This window comes from Swaminathania salitolerans, assembly GCF_007988945.1.
GTDB lineage: Bacteria > Pseudomonadota > Alphaproteobacteria > Acetobacterales > Acetobacteraceae > Swaminathania > Swaminathania salitolerans.
Map to the genome: position 1 here is coordinate 501601 of NZ_BJVC01000001.1, position 15845 is coordinate 517445.

The 15845-nt window shown below is 64.2% G+C and carries 14 protein-coding genes; 4 read left to right on the forward strand and 10 right to left on the reverse strand.

Annotated features, from left to right (window positions below):
• Positions 1-77: 77 nt before the first annotated feature.
• The 5 genes from SSA02_RS01985 to SSA02_RS02005 all read right to left on the reverse strand — a co-directional run bounded on the left by SSA02_RS01985 (position 78) and on the right by SSA02_RS02005 (position 5650).
• On the reverse strand, positions 78-500 hold the full coding sequence (locus SSA02_RS01985) for a DUF1489 family protein (RefSeq protein ID WP_147092236.1): 423 nt from the start codon (positions 498-500) through the stop codon (positions 78-80).
• Between the two features lie 3 nt (positions 501-503).
• A complete protein-coding gene (locus SSA02_RS01990; protein ID WP_371859169.1) occupies positions 504-1598 on the reverse strand; it encodes a nucleoside hydrolase in 1095 nt (364 codons plus the stop codon).
• Positions 1599-1696: 98 nt separating this feature from the next.
• A complete protein-coding gene (gene hemW / locus SSA02_RS01995) occupies positions 1697-2854 on the reverse strand; it encodes a radical SAM family heme chaperone HemW (protein WP_147092642.1) in 1158 nt (385 codons plus the stop codon).
• Complete coding sequence (locus SSA02_RS02000) at positions 2851-4839, reverse strand: potassium transporter Kup (protein ID WP_147092238.1); 1989 nt, start codon at positions 4837-4839, stop codon at positions 2851-2853. Before SSA02_RS02000 ends, hemW begins: the two co-directional genes overlap by 4 nt.
• Positions 4840-4960: 121 nt before the next feature.
• Complete coding sequence (locus SSA02_RS02005) at positions 4961-5650, reverse strand: YggS family pyridoxal phosphate-dependent enzyme (RefSeq protein WP_147092239.1); 690 nt, start codon at positions 5648-5650, stop codon at positions 4961-4963.
• 78 nt (positions 5651-5728) lie between these two features.
• On the opposite strand from SSA02_RS02005, the gene SSA02_RS02010 reads away from it, so the two are divergent.
• From SSA02_RS02010 to SSA02_RS02025, 4 genes are read left to right on the forward strand one after another with little or no spacing between them, the layout of a single operon-like run.
• A complete protein-coding gene (locus SSA02_RS02010) occupies positions 5729-6991 on the forward strand; it encodes an RsmB/NOP family class I SAM-dependent RNA methyltransferase (protein ID WP_147092240.1) in 1263 nt (420 codons plus the stop codon).
• A gap of 33 nt (positions 6992-7024) precedes the next feature.
• Positions 7025-7699, forward strand: coding sequence for a ribulose-phosphate 3-epimerase (rpe, locus tag SSA02_RS02015; RefSeq protein ID WP_147092241.1), 675 nt, complete (start codon positions 7025-7027; stop codon positions 7697-7699).
• Positions 7700-7725: 26 nt separating this feature from the next.
• Positions 7726-9654: a heparinase II/III family protein gene (locus SSA02_RS02020; RefSeq protein WP_147092242.1), complete on the forward strand. Its 1929-nt coding sequence runs from the start codon at positions 7726-7728 to the stop codon at positions 9652-9654.
• Positions 9655-9707: 53 nt separating this feature from the next.
• Positions 9708-10823 carry a glycosyltransferase family 4 protein gene (locus SSA02_RS02025; protein ID WP_147092643.1) on the forward strand — a complete coding sequence of 372 codons (1116 nt, stop codon included), beginning with the start codon at positions 9708-9710 and terminating at the stop codon, positions 10821-10823.
• A 29-nt stretch (positions 10824-10852) separates the two neighbouring features.
• Here the strand turns inward: SSA02_RS02025 and SSA02_RS02030 are convergent, their stop codons facing one another.
• The 5 genes from SSA02_RS02030 to SSA02_RS02050 form a co-directional block, all read right to left on the reverse strand.
• The gene (locus tag SSA02_RS02030; protein WP_147092243.1) at positions 10853-11467 is read right to left on the reverse strand and encodes a response regulator transcription factor; all 615 of its coding nucleotides are present in this window, start codon (positions 11465-11467) and stop codon (positions 10853-10855) included.
• The gene (locus tag SSA02_RS02035; RefSeq protein WP_147092244.1) at positions 11464-12558 is read right to left on the reverse strand and encodes a sensor histidine kinase; all 1095 of its coding nucleotides are present in this window, start codon (positions 12556-12558) and stop codon (positions 11464-11466) included. Before SSA02_RS02035 ends, SSA02_RS02030 begins: the two co-directional genes overlap by 4 nt.
• Positions 12555-13130, reverse strand: a complete 576-nt coding sequence (locus tag SSA02_RS02040) for a hypothetical protein (protein ID WP_147092245.1) — start codon at positions 13128-13130, stop codon at positions 12555-12557. The genes SSA02_RS02035 and SSA02_RS02040 overlap by 4 nt, the downstream gene beginning before the upstream one ends.
• A gap of 190 nt (positions 13131-13320) precedes the next feature.
• Complete coding sequence (tyrS, locus tag SSA02_RS02045; RefSeq protein WP_147092246.1) at positions 13321-14580, reverse strand: tyrosine--tRNA ligase; 1260 nt, start codon at positions 14578-14580, stop codon at positions 13321-13323.
• A 426-nt stretch (positions 14581-15006) separates the two neighbouring features.
• Positions 15007-15672 carry an alpha/beta hydrolase gene (locus SSA02_RS02050; RefSeq protein ID WP_147092247.1) on the reverse strand — a complete coding sequence of 222 codons (666 nt, stop codon included), beginning with the start codon at positions 15670-15672 and terminating at the stop codon, positions 15007-15009.
• Positions 15673-15845: the final 173 nt, after the last annotated feature.

Consider the following 15845-nt stretch of genomic DNA (forward strand, 5'->3'; position numbering starts at 1 on the left):
GCCCCTGGTCCCTGGTCCCGGGCGTTTCCTTTCCTCCGTGCGCAGGGACTGCATTGCCAGATCCCGGGAGGGAACGTCTAGATCAGGCAGAGTTCGGACAAGGCGCGCCGGAGATCGGGGGGCAAGGTATCGAGCCCTTCATGGGCACTTCGCGTGCCGAGATCGGCAGGCGCGTCGTCGGGCCTGAGATAGCGCCAGCCCTGGAACGGCCGCATCGCGCGGGGCTCGACCGGGATGATCTCGTCGGTGACGAGAATATGCGTCCCGATCTGCCCGTCCGGCCGGGTGAAGGGACGAAATCCCGCGACAGGCTGGCGGCAGAGAACCAGCCCGCCCATCACACGATAGAGCGAGCCCTGGTTTTCGATCTCGGCGGCCTGTTTCGGCATGGTCCGGGTGCGGACGACGCCGTATCCGTCGATCCGCTCCCCCTGACGCATCCATGCGGCAAGTTCGTCGAGCGTGGTGCATCCCACCACGAGCTTGATCATATGGAGCAAGGCTCAGTGTTTCCCCATCAGGTCCCGCGCCTGGGCGATGTAGTCCTTCTTGAAGCGTGCGACATCGATTGCCTGCACGATCCGGACCTTCCTCAGCCCCATGGTGCGGGGGGCAAGCGACTCGGGCCAGACCCGCGCATGGCCGTAGAATAGTCCCTTGCCGGTCTCGACATCCATATAGGCCTCCGTCGAGCGCGTGATCAGCGAGGGATCGACCGCAACTGCGCTCGTTACCTCATCCCACATCGCGAGCGGGACATAGTATCTGGTCAGATAGTGCGTGACCGGGGTTTCGTGCCCCTTGCCGATCCCCGCGACATCCTGTTTCGAGAGGGTGACGTCGTTCGAGACATTCGCAACGGACGTGATTTTCGGCCAGGGTGCGCTCAGGGTGATGTGAGCGGCTTCGGGATCGAAGATCAGGTTGAAGTCGGAAGCGTTATCCGCATTGCCCGTGACGGAGGTCATGGAGAGATCGAGATAGCCGCCCATGAAGACGAGCTGTTTCGCCGTTGCCGCGAAACTCGGATCGAGACGGATCGCCAGAGCGAGATTGGTCATGGGGCCGCCCTCGATAATGGTCACCTGATGCGGATGGGCGTGAACCTGCTGGATCAGGAAAAGCGCGGCCGGAATGCCCTGGGGCCGGATGGTCGGCGCGCCGTCGGGCGAGGCGGGCACATCGGGCTGGCTGTCCGGCGTGTGGGCCATCGATCCCATCCCGCCCCAGGCGCCTTTCCAGGGGAGGGTTCCGAATTGCTGCTCGCGCAGGCGCGTCAGGGCAACCGTGTTGATCAGGGGCTGCGTCGCCCCGTCATAGACCGGAATGTCGCGATGGCCGGAGATTTCCAGAAAACGCCTGATCCGGGCGCTTTCCGCATTTTCCCAGTCGTCTCCGGCGACGACCGTGATCCCGAGAAGCGTGACATGCGGGTTGTTCAGAAGCGGGATCACCGACTGGATATTCGACCCGCCCGGACCGAGATAATCGTTATCCGCAATGACCAGTTCCTTCGCCGCCTGCGGGGCGGCGTGGAGCGGCGCGGTCGAAGCGGCACCGAAGGCGGCAAGGGCGAGGCTGGCGAAAAAGCGGCGAATCACGGCGTGTACCTTCCGGACAAGAGGCAGAAGACGAAAGGAAGCGCGAGAGTTCCTTCGGGAAAGCGCCTCCCGCCTCATCCATGCGGGAGAATCGGTCAGAGGACCAGTGCCGAAAGAAGCGCCTCGAGACGCAATCGTCCTTCACGGGTCGCGATCAGCCTCTCGCGATCGAAGGTCAGATAGCCCTCCTCGAGGGCCGCATCCAGAATCCGCGGATCGAGACACTCGCCGATTTCCCTGCTCGTGCGCGTCCGGAACGCCGCGCAGGAAATCCCTTCCGTAAGCCGCAACCCCATGAGAAGCGCCTCGCGACCGCGCTCCTCCGCCGAGAGCGGAATTTCCTCGGTCGATCCGCAGCCGCCCTGTTCGACCCGCCCGGCCCAGGGCTCCGGGGCACGATGACGGCGTATTGCCAGAAGGTCGTCGCCGATGGTGAGACGCCCGTGTGCACCGGGGCCGATACCGATATAGTCCTGATACCGCCAATAGGTCAGGTTGTGTCGGCTCTCGGCGCCGGGGCGTGCATAATTGGAGATCTCATAGGGCAGCAGCCCGTGACGTCCGGCAATGTCGGCCGTACGCTCGTAAAGGCGCGCAGCCTGCTCGTCATCGGGCAGATGGAAGCGACCCTGACGATAGAGCGCCTCGAATTTCGTGCCCTGCTCGATGGTGAGCTGATAGAGCGAAAGATGGTCGGAGGCGAGAGAGAGCGCCCGGTCGAGCTCCCCGGACCATTCGGAAAGACTTTGCCCCGGGCGGGCATAGATCAGGTCGAAAGACACCCGCGCGAACAGGCTGCGTGCCGTTTCGAGAGCTGCAATGGCCTGGGAGGCGGAATGCTCCCGCCCGAGAAAACGCAGCGAGGCGTCGTCCAGGCTCTGGATCCCGAGCGAGATCCGGTTCACCCCGGCCTCGCGAAACGACGCCAGCTTCGCCCGCTCGACGCTGGTGGGGTTGGCTTCGAGGGTTATCTCGAGATCGGGTTCCGCGTCGAAATATCGCGACGCGTCCTCGATCAGGGCTGCGACCGTCTCCGGATCCATGAGGGAGGGCGTGCCCCCTCCGAAAAAGATCGAGCGGAGCGGGCGGCGACCGGTTCGCGCCGCGTCATGGGCCAGCTCCTTTCGCAGCGCCGAGGCGAAACGCTCCTGGGGGATCGTTTCCCTGACATGGGAGTTGAAGTCGCAATACGGGCATTTCGCCAGACAGAAAGGCCAGTGCACATAAAGCGAGAGCGGAGCGGCCCCGGTCAGATCGCGATCCTCACGCCGAGCTCGACCACACGATCCGGCGGAATGCGGAAGAACTCCGTGCTGGGTACCGCATTGCGCACCATGATGAGGAACAGCCACATCCGCCACAGGGAAAGCTTAGGCAGGGTCGAGCGCACAACCAGCTCGCGCGAGACGAAATAGGAAGCCTGGATGGCGTCGAACTCGATCCCCGCAGCATTCAGCTCCTCGAGTGCCCTCGGCAGATTCGGCATCTCCATGAAGCCGTAGCGGATGATGACGCGATGGATATTGGGCGCGAGCTCCTGAACCATGGCACGATGGCCGCGCTCCGCCTCGGGCTGATCGAGATTTTGCACGGTAACGAACAGGACATGATCGTGAAGGACCTTGTTGTGCTTCAGATTATGCAGAAGGCAGGTCGGAACCGTATCGGGATTTGCCGTGAGAAAAACGGCCATGCCCGGGACACGCAATGTACGCGACTGCGGAAGGCGGGCGAGAAACGACGCCATCGGGAGGGAATCGGCCTGCTGACGGGCGCGAACGAGATTGCGTCCTCTGGCCCAGGTGGTCATCAGGATCGTGGCGGTCACGCCGATGGCAAGCGGAACCCAGCCGCCATCGGGGATCTTGAGCACGTTGGCCGCAAAGAACGTCCCGTCGCTGAGCAGGAAAAAGCCGAAAACCAGCCCCGCAACCGGGGCGCTCCAGTCGAAGACACGACGGAACACGACCATTGCCAGCACGGCCGTGCACATGAACGTGCCCGTCACCGCAATGCCGTAGGCTGCTGCCAGAGCCGAGGAGGAGCGGAACGAAACCACGAGCAGAATGGCGCCGATGGCGAGAACCCAGTTGAAGACGGGCAGATAGATCTGCGCCTCTTCCTCTGCATTGGTGTGGGTGATGCGCATCCGCGGGAGATAGCCGAGCTGGATGAGCTGACGGCAGAGCGAGAAGCCGCCCGAGATACCGGCCTGACTCGCGATGACGGTGGCCATCGTGGCGAGCAGGAGCAGAGGGATCTGCGCCCAGTGCGGGGCGAGATGGTAGAAGGGGTTCTGCAGGGCGGCCGGATCGCGCAGGAGGAGCGCGCCCTGGCCGAGATAATTCAGGGTCAAGGCGGGCAGGACGAGAAACAGCCAGGCGTAACGGATGGGGCTGCGTCCGAAATGGCCCATATCGGCATAGAGGGCTTCCGCGCCGGTCACGGCGAGCACGACCGAGCCGAGCGCGATGAAAGCGAGCCAGCCGTGATAAAGGACGAACTGCGCGGCGTAATAGGGCGAGAGCGCCATCAGGATATGCGGCGTCTGGATGATCGAGTGGATCCCCATGACCGCGAGCGAGACGAACCAGACGAGCATGATCGGCCCGAATGCCCGGCCGATCTTGCCGGTGCCGAGCGCCTGCGCACTGAACAGCGCGATCAGGATCACGATGGCGACAGGAATGATGATATGAGAGGCCGAGGGCACCGAGACCTCGATTCCCTCGATGGCCGACAGAACCGAGACGGCCGGCGTGATGATGCCGTCTCCGAAGAACAGACAGGCGCCGCCTATCCCGACGATACCGAAAAGCCACCGGAATCTGGGCGATTTGCAGACGCGCTGGGCGAGTGACATGAGCGCGATGATGCCGCCTTCGCCGTCATGATCGGCCCGCATCACAAGAGTGACGTATTTGATCGTGACGACGATCATGAGCGCCCAGAAGATCAGGCTCTCGATCCCCATGATCTCCCAGCCTTCGGCGGGATGGCGGATGGAACCGACGATCTGGACCGAGGCCTGGAAGGCGTAGAGAGGGCTCGTTCCGATATCGCCATAGACCACGCCGAGAACGCCGAGCAGGCCGGCGAGCCCGACCGGGGCCTTTCTGTGCTGATCGTCGGCGGCGCCGAACTCGCGTATCGGGCCCTGCTCGCCGGCAGCGGTCCGGGGCAAAGGGGTCGAGGCGGGGTCGGGCGAACCTGGCTGACCGTCAGGCCTGTCTGTCATTTCTCTTCCAACTCACGGCAAACACGGGACGGACATCGCGCACGAAGACGTGAGCAATTGCGCGCCTGAGCTTTGCCATACGATCCTTTCGGCAGCGACCGCAAGCGCGTGATGGTTCGCTTCAGGGCGCGGGCCGGTTGCCGAAGATGGCGCTACCCACCCGAACCAGCGTTGCTCCGTGCTCTATGGCCGTTTCGAAGTCTGCCGACATTCCCATCGAACAGCCCATTAATTCATGTTCATGCGCCAGTTTTGCCAGATAGGCGAAATGGGGCGCCGGGTCTTCCGCCTCGGGGGGGATGCACATGAGACCCGCCAGACGGTTTCCGAAACGCTGCCTGCACAGTGTGATGAAGCGATCGGCATCCGCCCGGGGAACGCCCGATTTCTGGGGTTCGTCTCCCGTGTTGACCTGCACGTACAGGGCAGGAAGGTGCCCGAGGCGATCGCCCGCCCGGCTCAGGGCATCGACCAGGCCCGGGCGGTCGACGGTTTCGATGGCATCGGCGATCCGGCAGGCGTCCAGAGCCTTGTTGGTCTGCAGACCGCCGATGATGTGCAGTTCGAGATCGGGCCAGGCGTCGCGCAGGGCCGGGAATTTTTCCCGCGCTTCCTGCACGCGGTTCTCGCCGAACAGTCGCTGTCCGGCCCGGAGGGCTTCCTCCACGGCAGAAGCGGGATGGAACTTGCTCACGGCCACCAGTTTCGCGGCATCCGTTGCGCGCCCGGCCCGGTCGCAGGATTCGGCAATGCGCGACCTGATCCGGTCGAGGCGCGAGGTAAGCGTGTCGCTCGAGGGGGCGCTGGACATGATCGGCTCCGCAGGTTGTGTCCGTTCTGATGCGAGAAGGGGTAGCGCGCCGCTTCGCGAAATGCCATTGGCAAGGCAATGTCCAAAGCACCTTCCCAGATTCCTGCCGATCCGACCCGCGATCTGGCATTCGATATCCTTTGCGGCGTCGTCGAACACCGGCGCATGCTCGAGACCACGCTCGACCGCAGTCCGCTCACCGACCCGCGCGACCGCGCGAGCGCCCATCGTCTTGCGGCGACGGTGCTGCGGCATATGGGCAGCATGACCGAGCTTCTCCAGCCGTTATTGCGCCGTGAGCCGCCCGCACCCGTACGCTGCGCACTTCTCATGGGCGTGGCGCAGCTGCGCCATCTCGAGACCCCGCCCCACGCCGCCGTGGGAACGATCGTCTCCCTGCTGCGTCGCCGGGGGCTCGCACCGTTTGCCGGTCTGGCGAATGCCGTGCTGCGTCGGGTCGCGCGCGAGGGCGACTCCCTTGCCGAGGGGCTGGATCCGGACAGGCTCGATGTTCCGCCCTGGCTCTGGACGGCCTGGGGCCGACGCGCGCGCGCCATCGCGGCGGGGCTGCATCGCGAGGCGCCGCTCGATCTCACCATGAGGCCGGGAGCCGAGGCCCCCGACGGCGGAGAGCGCCTCCCGAACGGCAGCCTGCGCTTTCCGGCAGGCACGCGGGTGACGGAGCTTCCCGGGTTCGAAACCGGTCGGTTCTGGGTCCAGGATGCCGCAGCGTCGATGCCAGCCCGCCTTCTTGCCGCGAGGCCCGGCCAGAGCGTGATCGATCTTTGCGCCGCGCCCGGCGGGAAGACCGCCCAGCTCGCCTCTGCCGGGGCGAAGGTCGTCGCGGTCGAGCGGGAGGCGGCCCGGAGCGTCAGACTCAGGCAGAATCTCGAGCGGCTCGGTCTCGAGGTGGAGTGCGTCGTTGCCGATGCGCTCGACTGGAGGCCGGCTGAGCCAGTCGATGCGGTTCTGCTCGATGCGCCCTGCTCGGCCACGGGCACGCTGCGTCGCCATCCCGACGTGCTGTGGGTCAAGCGGCCGCGCGACGTTCTGGCACTGGCAAAGGACCAGGATCGCCTGATCGATGCGGCGGGGGCGATGCTCAAGCCGGGCGGCACGCTGCTTTATGCAGTCTGTTCGCTTCAGGACGAGGAAGGACCGCAGCGCGTGGCTGCGGCGTGCGAAAGGGGCTGGATCCACGATCCATTCACCGCCGAAGAGCTGGCAGGAATGCCCGAAGCGCTCACAAATGCGGGAATGTTCCGTACCCATCCCGGCATGTGGGCCGAACGGGGCGGGATGGATGGATTTTTCGCCGCCCGGTTGCGTAAGAGCAGCTGAGACGCAACATTTCCTGAAAACGATAGGATCAACATGTCCCAGCTGAAAACGCCTCTGATCGCGCCGAGCATCCTCTCGGCGGATTTCGCCAATATGGGTGCCGAAGTCGACGCCGTGGTGCGTGACGGCGCCGACTGGCTGCATCTCGACGTCATGGACGGGCATTTCGTCCCCAACATGACATTCGGGCCGGGTATGATCGCCGCGTTGCGCAACCGCACGGACAAGCCGTTCGACGTTCATCTGATGATCGACCCGGCGGATGCCTTCATCGAGGCCTTTGCGAAAGCAGGGGCGGATCACATTCATGTCCATGTCGAGAACAACCCGCATGTCCACCGCACGCTTCAGCATATCCGGGCGCTGGGCAAGAAGCCCGGGATCGCGATCTGTCCCGCGACCCCGCCCGAAGCGCTCGAATACGTTCTCGATCTGGTCGATATCATTCTGGTCATGACGGTCAATCCGGGTTTCGGCGGCCAGAAATTCCTCGAAAGCCAGCTCCCGAAGATCCGCACATTGCGCCAGATGGCCGATGCAAGCGGCCGGGACATCCGGATCGGCGTGGATGGCGGGATCGATGTGACGACCGCCTCGCGCGCCACGGCGGCGGGTGCCGATATGATGGTCGCGGGGACTTCCATCTACGGTCAGGACGACTATGCTGCAGCGATCACATCTCTGCGACAGGCAGGGAGTCTCGTTTAAGCCTTCCATCTGGAGATCATGACGTCATGTTCGGACGCTGGGCGCGTGAAGCTCGTCTTTCATTTGCCCGGTTGCCTCCGAGCCTGCCCGGTATGGCCCGCGCGCCGGATCGCCCCGTTCATATGATACGGGATATCTGGCCCGGCGATCCTGACCACGGTGCGCTTCTCGTCAGCGGCGCCTGTCGCTTCGAGGGGCGTGCGATCGCCCTGCGCGCCTATGACTGGGAATATGACGATCTGGCACCCGAGGCCCGGGACTGGCTCCAGAGTTTCACCTGGCTGCGCGATCTGAGGGCGCTCGGCAGCGACGAGGCCCGGCTCTATGCCCGTGCGATCGTCGGGAGCTGGCTCGACCAGCCTCCGATCGATCCGCTCGTCCTGAACGCGCCGACCGCCGGCGCCCGGCTGGCGGCATGGCTCGGACATTTCGATTTCTTCGCGGCGACGGCGAATGTCTCGTTCCGTCAGCGCGTCATGGACAGGATTCTGGTCGAAGGACGTCTCGTTTCGATCCTCCTGCCGCTACCCGAGCAGGGATGGCGCAATCTCACGGCGCTTAAGGGCCTGCTGGCCGCTGCGGTCGCGATACCCTCCCAGACCGGCTTCCTGCAGCGCTTCCATCGCTATCTCGATCAGGAGCTGGCCCGGCAGATCCTCCCGGATGGAACGCTGCGGGAGCGCAGCCCGTCAGCGCAGCTCGAAGCGGTGCGCGAACTGACGGAAATCAGCGTCATCATGCGCATGGCCCAGCTTCCTCCCTCCGAAGCGGTCCAGAGCGCGCTCAATCGTCTCAGCCCCGTGCTGCGTGCCCTGCGTCACGGCGATGGCGGTCTTGCCCTGTTCAACGGCAGCAAGGAACTGGACGACCGCCATATCGACCGCATCATCCAGCATGGCGCGCGTCAGAGATTGCTGGCCCCTTCCATGCCCGATGGCGGTTTCTGGCGGATCGCTGCGGGCAAGGCGCTTCTTTTCGTGGACGGGGCCGGCCCGCCGCCGACAGGTTACGATCGCGACGCCCATGCGGCTCCGCTCGCAATCGAGTTCTCCCATGGGCGGCAGCGTCTCTTCGTCAATTGCGGCAGTGCGGAGACGGGACGGTGGAAGCACGCCCTGAGAGAGACCGCTGCCCATAGCGCTGTCTGCGTCGAGGGGCAGTCCTGTTGCGATTTCTCGCCCGACGGGCATATCGTGCGCAGACCTGCCCATGTCACGATGCAGCATCAGACGCAGGATGGAGCGCACTGGCTCGACGGCCAGCATGACGGGTATCATCCAGGTCACGGAATCACCTGGCGGCGCCGTCTCTATCTCGGTCCGACGGGGGACGATCTGCGCGGGGAAGAGGTTCTTTCCGGTGAGAGAGAGGTCGCCTTTGCCCTGCGTTTCCATCTGCATCCTTCCGTGCGTGCCGAGCTTTCTCCGGAGGGAGACGAGATACTCATGATCGCGGGCGGCGCCATATGGCGATTCCGGCAGGAAGGCGGGCATCTGGGTCTCGAGAGAAGTGTCTATGCGGGAGGGGAGAGACCTGTGCCCTGTTTCCAGATCGTGGTCGGACCGCGCGAGGAGACCGGTCAGATCCGGCCCGCAGCGCCGGGATCCGAAACGCCGGATGAGGGTCTCGCCCCCGCGCTCGGTGCGAACGATGCCGGATCCGAAGCCGATCTGCGCTCGGATCCGCCCGTGACCGGGATCCATCGGGATGGAGCGCCCGACAGCGAGCCTGTCGGCGATACGGGCGGGGTGGGCGAGACCGGCGAGGGCGCTGGCAGCGATCCGGGGGCAATAGATGACCCGGACGAATCGCCGCAGGAACGGGCCGCCTCCGTGAAAACCCCGCCGGAGACATCCTCTGCCGGATCGGGCGCCGGTCAGAGGGATGGCGCCGTTTCGCCGATCCGACCCGTTCGCAGGGTCATCCAGTGGGTGATGGAGCATGTTCCGGAATGACCGGCCCCGATCGCTCCCGTGACGAGAGGCCCGGCAAGACAGCCGGTTCCGGACTGCGCATACTGGAAGTCACGAATATAGATTTCGCGCTCAGGCAGTTCCTGCATCCTCTCATGCGGGTCCTGCGCGACGGCGGTCACCATGTCGAAGGCGCCTGTGCCGAGGGCAGTCATCTCCTGCCGGTGCGCGAGGACGGTTTCGTGGTGCACGGGCTGCCGATGGCGCGGTCCTTCAATCCGCTTGCCCAGTACCGTGCCTTGCGTGCCCTTGTCAGGCTGATCCGTGAAACGCGTCCCGACCTCGTGCATGCCCATATGCCCATCAGCGGCTTCCTTGCGCGGATGGCTGCCTGGTGGTGCAACGTGCCTCTCGTCGCCTATACCTGTCACGGCTTCCTCTTCAACCAGCCGGGTTCGTATCGACGGCGCCTTCTCTCCTTCGTTCTGGAGTATCTCGCCGGTCAGGTGACGGATCGCTACATGACCGTCTCCCAGGAGGAAGCGCGGGATGCCCGCCGCCTCGGGATCAGCCCCCGGGCGATCGCTGTCGGGAACGGGCGGGATCCGGCCCTGTTTCATCCGGATCGCGACGCGAGGGCGGAAATCCGCGCGGCGCTCGGCGTGCCCGACCGGGCCGTCGTGATCGTCGCCGTGTCCCGGCTGGTGCGTCACAAGGGCTATCCGGAATTGCTGCGGGCCATGGAGAGCGTGCCCGGTGCCATGCTGTGGATCGTAGGGGAGCGTTTGCCCTCCGACCACGGCGACACGATGGCGCAGGAATTCTCGCATGCCGAGACTGTGCTCGGGCCGCGCCTCAGATGTCTCGGCTACAGGGACGACATCCCGCGTTTGCTTGCTGCGGCCGATATCTTCACGCTGCCGAGCCATTTCGAGGGGCTGCCCATGTCGATCATCGAGGCGATGCTCTGCGGTCTGCCGGTCGTCGCAACCGATATACGAGGGCCGCGCGAACAGATCGTCCCGGAAGAAACGGGGCTGCTTGTCCCTCCCGGGCTCGCCGCGCCTCTGGCAGGGGCGCTGAACCGTTTCGTCGAGGATCCGGCTTTCCGCGAACGCGCAGGACAGGCCGGTCTCCTCCGGGCACGCGCGCTCTATACCCAGGATGCGGTTCTGACCCGGGTCCGTGCCCTGCTGACCGGAGAGAGCTGAGGCGCCGATCGTATGGCTGGTCTCTTCATCTAGAGCCAGCCATTGCGTCTTGCGATATGGCTCGCTTCGATCCGGTTGCGCGCGCCGATCTTCTGGATGATCTCCGAAAAGCAGTTGCGCACGGTCCCCGGAGACAGCGAGAGCGATGTTGCGATCTGCTGGTTCGACCGCCCCGATTCGGCCATGCGGAGAATGGCCCTGTCCCGCGATGTGAGCGGATCGTGAGACGCATCCCAGACCTGCCTCGCAAGTTCGGGGTCTATCGCACGTCCGCCCCGACCGACCAGACGGATCGACTCGGCCAGCTCGGAGACCGGCGCATCCTTGAGGAGATATCCCCGGACCCCGGCATTGAGCGCACGCTTCATGTAGCCCGCTCGCGCGAAGGTGGTCACGATCACAACGACGGTTTTCGCCTTGTCGCGATGCAGGCATTCGGCGATATCGATTCCGCTCATTCCCGGCATCTCGATATCGGTCAGGAGAATGTCCGGGCGCTCCTCTCTCGCGCGCTCCAGCGCTTCCGGCCCGGATCGCGCGGTTCCGACAATCTCGAAATCCGGCTCGAGGGCCAGAATGGCGGCAAACGCCTCGAGAAGCATGATCTGGTCTTCGGCAAGCACGAGACGCAGTTTTCGCCTCATAGGAAGTCTCCAAGCGTGATTCGCAATGTCGTGCCATGCGCATGACGCGTGATTGTCAGGCTCCCTCCCAGCTCTGTGATACGGGCGCGCATTCCGCTTATACCATTTCCTTCATGAAATGAAATACTTTGTTGTATTTCTTCCGGGCCTTGGTCCCGGATCTCGAGGGTTGTCTCTCCGGCGGAGGAAGAACCGAAAGCGATCGTGCAGCTTTCGGCCCGGGCATGACGAATGACGTTTGTCACCCCTTCACGCAGGATCGCGGCGAAGACGCCCTCCCGATGCGCGGGGATATGCCCGGGATCGCCTGCGATACGGCATGAAACCCCGCTTGTCTGCAGCGCCGTCACGGCCTCCGACAGTTCCTGTCCGAGGGTTGCGATCCTCATGCTCGAGACGGTCTGGCGCGTTTCCGACAGGGCATGTCGCGCAGTCCGTGCAATCGTCTCGAGATCGTCGCGCAGGGCGGCTGTTGCATCCTTGTCCCTGCGCAGGGCGAGGTCGGACCGCAAGACGATCAGGGTGAGGGTTTGACCGAGCGTATCGTGCAGGTCGCGCGCGATGCGCTCCCTCTCCGCAGCGACGGTAAGATGGCGTATCTGGTCCTGGGCATCGGCCAACCGGGCATTCTTCGCGAAAAGGGCCAGTTGCAGACGCGTGCCCAAGAATGTGCCGATGGCGACGATGAGCGTGACCGGAATATCGTAAGGACTCCGTGCGGGGCCGAGGGCGACCGCGGAATAGAGACCCAGCGTGACGATCAGAAGGATCAGTGCCGATCGGAGCGTTCCGATCACGCCGCATGTTGCTGCGGCGAAGATGAAAAAGATGCCCCAGTATCCCCGGAACGGAATGAGAGCGAGACCGATCGCGGCGGTCGCGATGGCTTGCCCCCGGAGGGACGGTCGGAACCGGTCGGGAAGGAAGGGCAAAGCAAGCAGGATCGCGCTTCCGGCCAGCCAGGCAGCGACAGCCGGCAGCGAGGTTCCGTAACGTAGCCATGGCAGCGGGAAGAGCGGGAGATAGACGCCTGAAAGCAGTCTCCAGCGCGTTGCCGTCTGCGGCGAGCCGGGATGCGCTTCGCTTCTCATGTTCCAATGTTCGACGCGGATGCGATCCGGGCGCTGGCCGGGATGGTGCAGCGCTCAGGGCGTTCCGTCAGAAGGCGGATCGCGGCAGTCAGCCACAGGCAGAGCGCCGTTCCGAGACCGGCGACAAGACTGCGAAGCGGGTCCGTGAGTCCGAGAGCGAGGAGCGTCAGGCCGATGATACCGCATCCTGCGATCACGTGGATGGGATCCCGCTTCGTCCGGCCCGGCAGGAAGAAGGAGGCGCCGATCGCGAGTCCTGCTGCGGGGAGCATCAGATCGGAGCGATGCAGGCAGTGAAGGGCGAATCCGAGCAGGAAGAGAAGGGGAATACGCAGACGACGCAAAGATCTCTCTCGCCCGGCCCCGATCGCGCCTCGCGTGCTGCATGGCGCCCGCGAGAGAAACCCATAGGCGAGCGCCAGGCCTGGTGCTGCGAGAAGGGCGGCGATCCGGATCGCGTCGAGCCCCGTCACGCTGAGGCCGCGATAGCCCCACCAGATTGCGAGAGCGAGGCCCGTGAGATCCGTCAGCGCGACGCGGAAGGAGGAAACGATCCCGGTTGTTACGGTCATGACATGTCTATCCCGGAGAAGAGAAACTCCGGGAAGCATGGATAACGATTCGCTCAGGTAACAGTGTCGTCAGTCATGCGGTCGTCATGACCGGACATGAAGAAAAAGAAAGAAACCCCCGCGTTGCGATGCCCGGTTTCACCTTTTCTTCCTGTCGTTCGGTCCTGCGGGCGTGTCTTTATTCCGGGTATCAGGTCCGGGGGCGCAGAAGGAGGTGATGCTTCTTCCCGGAGGAGAGCTTGAGCGCTCCCTCCACGAGATCCCCGGTGCCGATCAGTCGGTTCTCGTCGGAGATCGGGCGATCGTTGAGCCGCGCACCCCCGCCACGGATGAGGCGACGTGCCTCCCCGTTGCTCGCGACCAGCCCGGCCTCTGCGAAGAGACGGAAGGCAGGTATGCCCTCGTTCAGCAGGGCGGCAGGGATCTCCCGGGAGGGAAGATCGGCGGTCAGCGTCCCGGTCTCGAAAGCCTGACGGGCGGTCTCGGCTGCCGCCTCCGCGGCCTCGCGTCCATGGCAGATCGCCGTTGCTTCGGTCGCGAGTATCTTTTTCGCCTCGTTGATCTCCGCTCCCTGCAATGCGCCGAGGCGCGTGCATTCCTCGACAGGAAGATCGGTGAAGAATCTGAGGAACCGACCGACATCGTCATCCTCGGTATTGCGCCAGAACTGCCAGTATTCGAAGACGGGCAGCTTCGCCGCATTGACCCAGGTCGCACCCTTGGCCGATTTGCCCATCTTGGCGCCCGACGACGTCGTGACGAGGGGCGTGGTAAGGCCGAAGACCTGTCTTGCATCCGTGCGTCTGACCAGATCGATTCCTGCGACGATATTGCCCCACTGGTCCGATCCGCCCATCTGGAGCACGGCGCCATGACGACGGTTCAGTTCCCGGAAATCGTAGGACTGGAGAATGGAGTAGTTGAACTCCAGAAAGGTCAGGCCCTGCTCCCGTTCGAGGCGTTGCTTGACGCTCTCGAAGGAGAGCATGCGGCTGATCGAGAAATGCACCCCGACATCCTGCAGCAGCTCGATATAGGAGAGCCGGTCCAGCCAGTCGGCATTATTGACCAGCATCGCGCCGGAATTGCTGCTCTCGAAGTCCAGGAACTGCCTGAGGCTGGACTCGATGCCGACGAGATTGGCGGCGAGTCTTTCGGGGCTCATCAGGGCACGCGCCTCGTCCCTGAACGACGGATCGCCGATCTTTGCCGTGCCTCCGCCCATCAGGGCTATGGGACGATGACCGTGGCGCTGCATCAGGCGCAGCATCATGATGGCGAGCGCATTGCCCACATGCAGCGAATCCGCGGTGGGATCGAAGCCGATATATCCGGTGACAGGACCGGCGCACATGGCGGCGTCGAGAGACGCCAGATCCGTGCACTGGAAAATATAGCCGCGTGCCTCAGCCTCTCGCAGGAAAGGACTTTTCAGCGCGTGCTCTGCCATGTCGGGTCATCCACTCGGTTACGGGTCGGCTCCTGTTCCGCGCCGGTCGATCAGGGTGATCCTGATCCGTAGGCGGTCCTGTCGCGCGACGGATTGGTTTTTCGGGGCGGTATCACGCCTGATCGCGTGCCCCGCTGCGGCACCGGAACGCATCCGGTGCCCGGGGTGCTAGCACGAAAAGCGGGGCTTGCCGAATACCCCGTTCGTTCTGTCCTGTCCTGCAGGACGCGGGCGGTCCGGACGGGACCGGTCCGATCGGGCATATCCGGGGTTGTGTATGGAACGGTCGCCCATTTCGTGCGGGCTGGCCGGGCCGGGCCGGGCTGGTCGGGTTGGCTGAGCTGCGTGACCCGGGTTCACGGACCGGGGCTGACCGATCGGGGCTGACGGCACCCGGTGCGGATGCACGTCAGCCCCCTGACTCGTTCAGTCTGCGGCGAGCGCCAGCGTGCGTCGGCTGCGCATCGTGGTTACGTGATCTTCCAGCGCCGCGGCGACCTTCTCGGCCTCGCTGGCGAAGATGTGATTCGCTCCATCGAAAATGCGATAATCGACTTCGACGTTCTTCTGCGTGTTCAGCTTGTCGACAAGCTTCCGGATGCCGGGCTCCGGTGCCATGTCGTCCTTCTCACCTGCGATCATCAGGCCGCCGCAGGGGCAAGGCGCGAGAAAGCCGAAATCATAGTCGTTCGCCGGTGGGGCGACGCTGATCCAGCCGCTGATCTCGGGGCGACGCATGAGAAGCTGCATACCCACGAACGCACCGAAGGAGTAGCCTCCGATCCAGAGTTCGTTCGAGTTCGGGTTGACCATCTGCATCCAGTCGAGCGCTGCCGCCGCATCGGAAATCTCGCCGATACCGCCATCGTAGCGGCCCTGCGAGCGACCGACGCCACGCGAGTTGTAGCGCATGACCGAGAAACCCATTTTCTCGAAGGACCGGTACATCGTGTAGGTGATGCGGTTATTCATGGTTCCGCCATGGAGCGGATGCGGATGCAGAACCAGAGCGAGCGGCGCATTGGGCTCGTCAGAGTGGTGGTAACGACCCTCCAGCCGACCGTCGGGGCCGGCGAACATGACTTCTGGCATTAAAATGCTTCCGAATTTTGATCCCGCGGGAAAAGCGCAGCGGGAGAGGTGTTTTTGTTACGGATGAATGAGACTGCCCGAAACCGGATAGAGCCGGGGTGTCGTCGTCAATCGGCCGGAAAATGGCTGATCCCGATACGGGCAGATCATGACGAACGATATGGAAGGCGTCA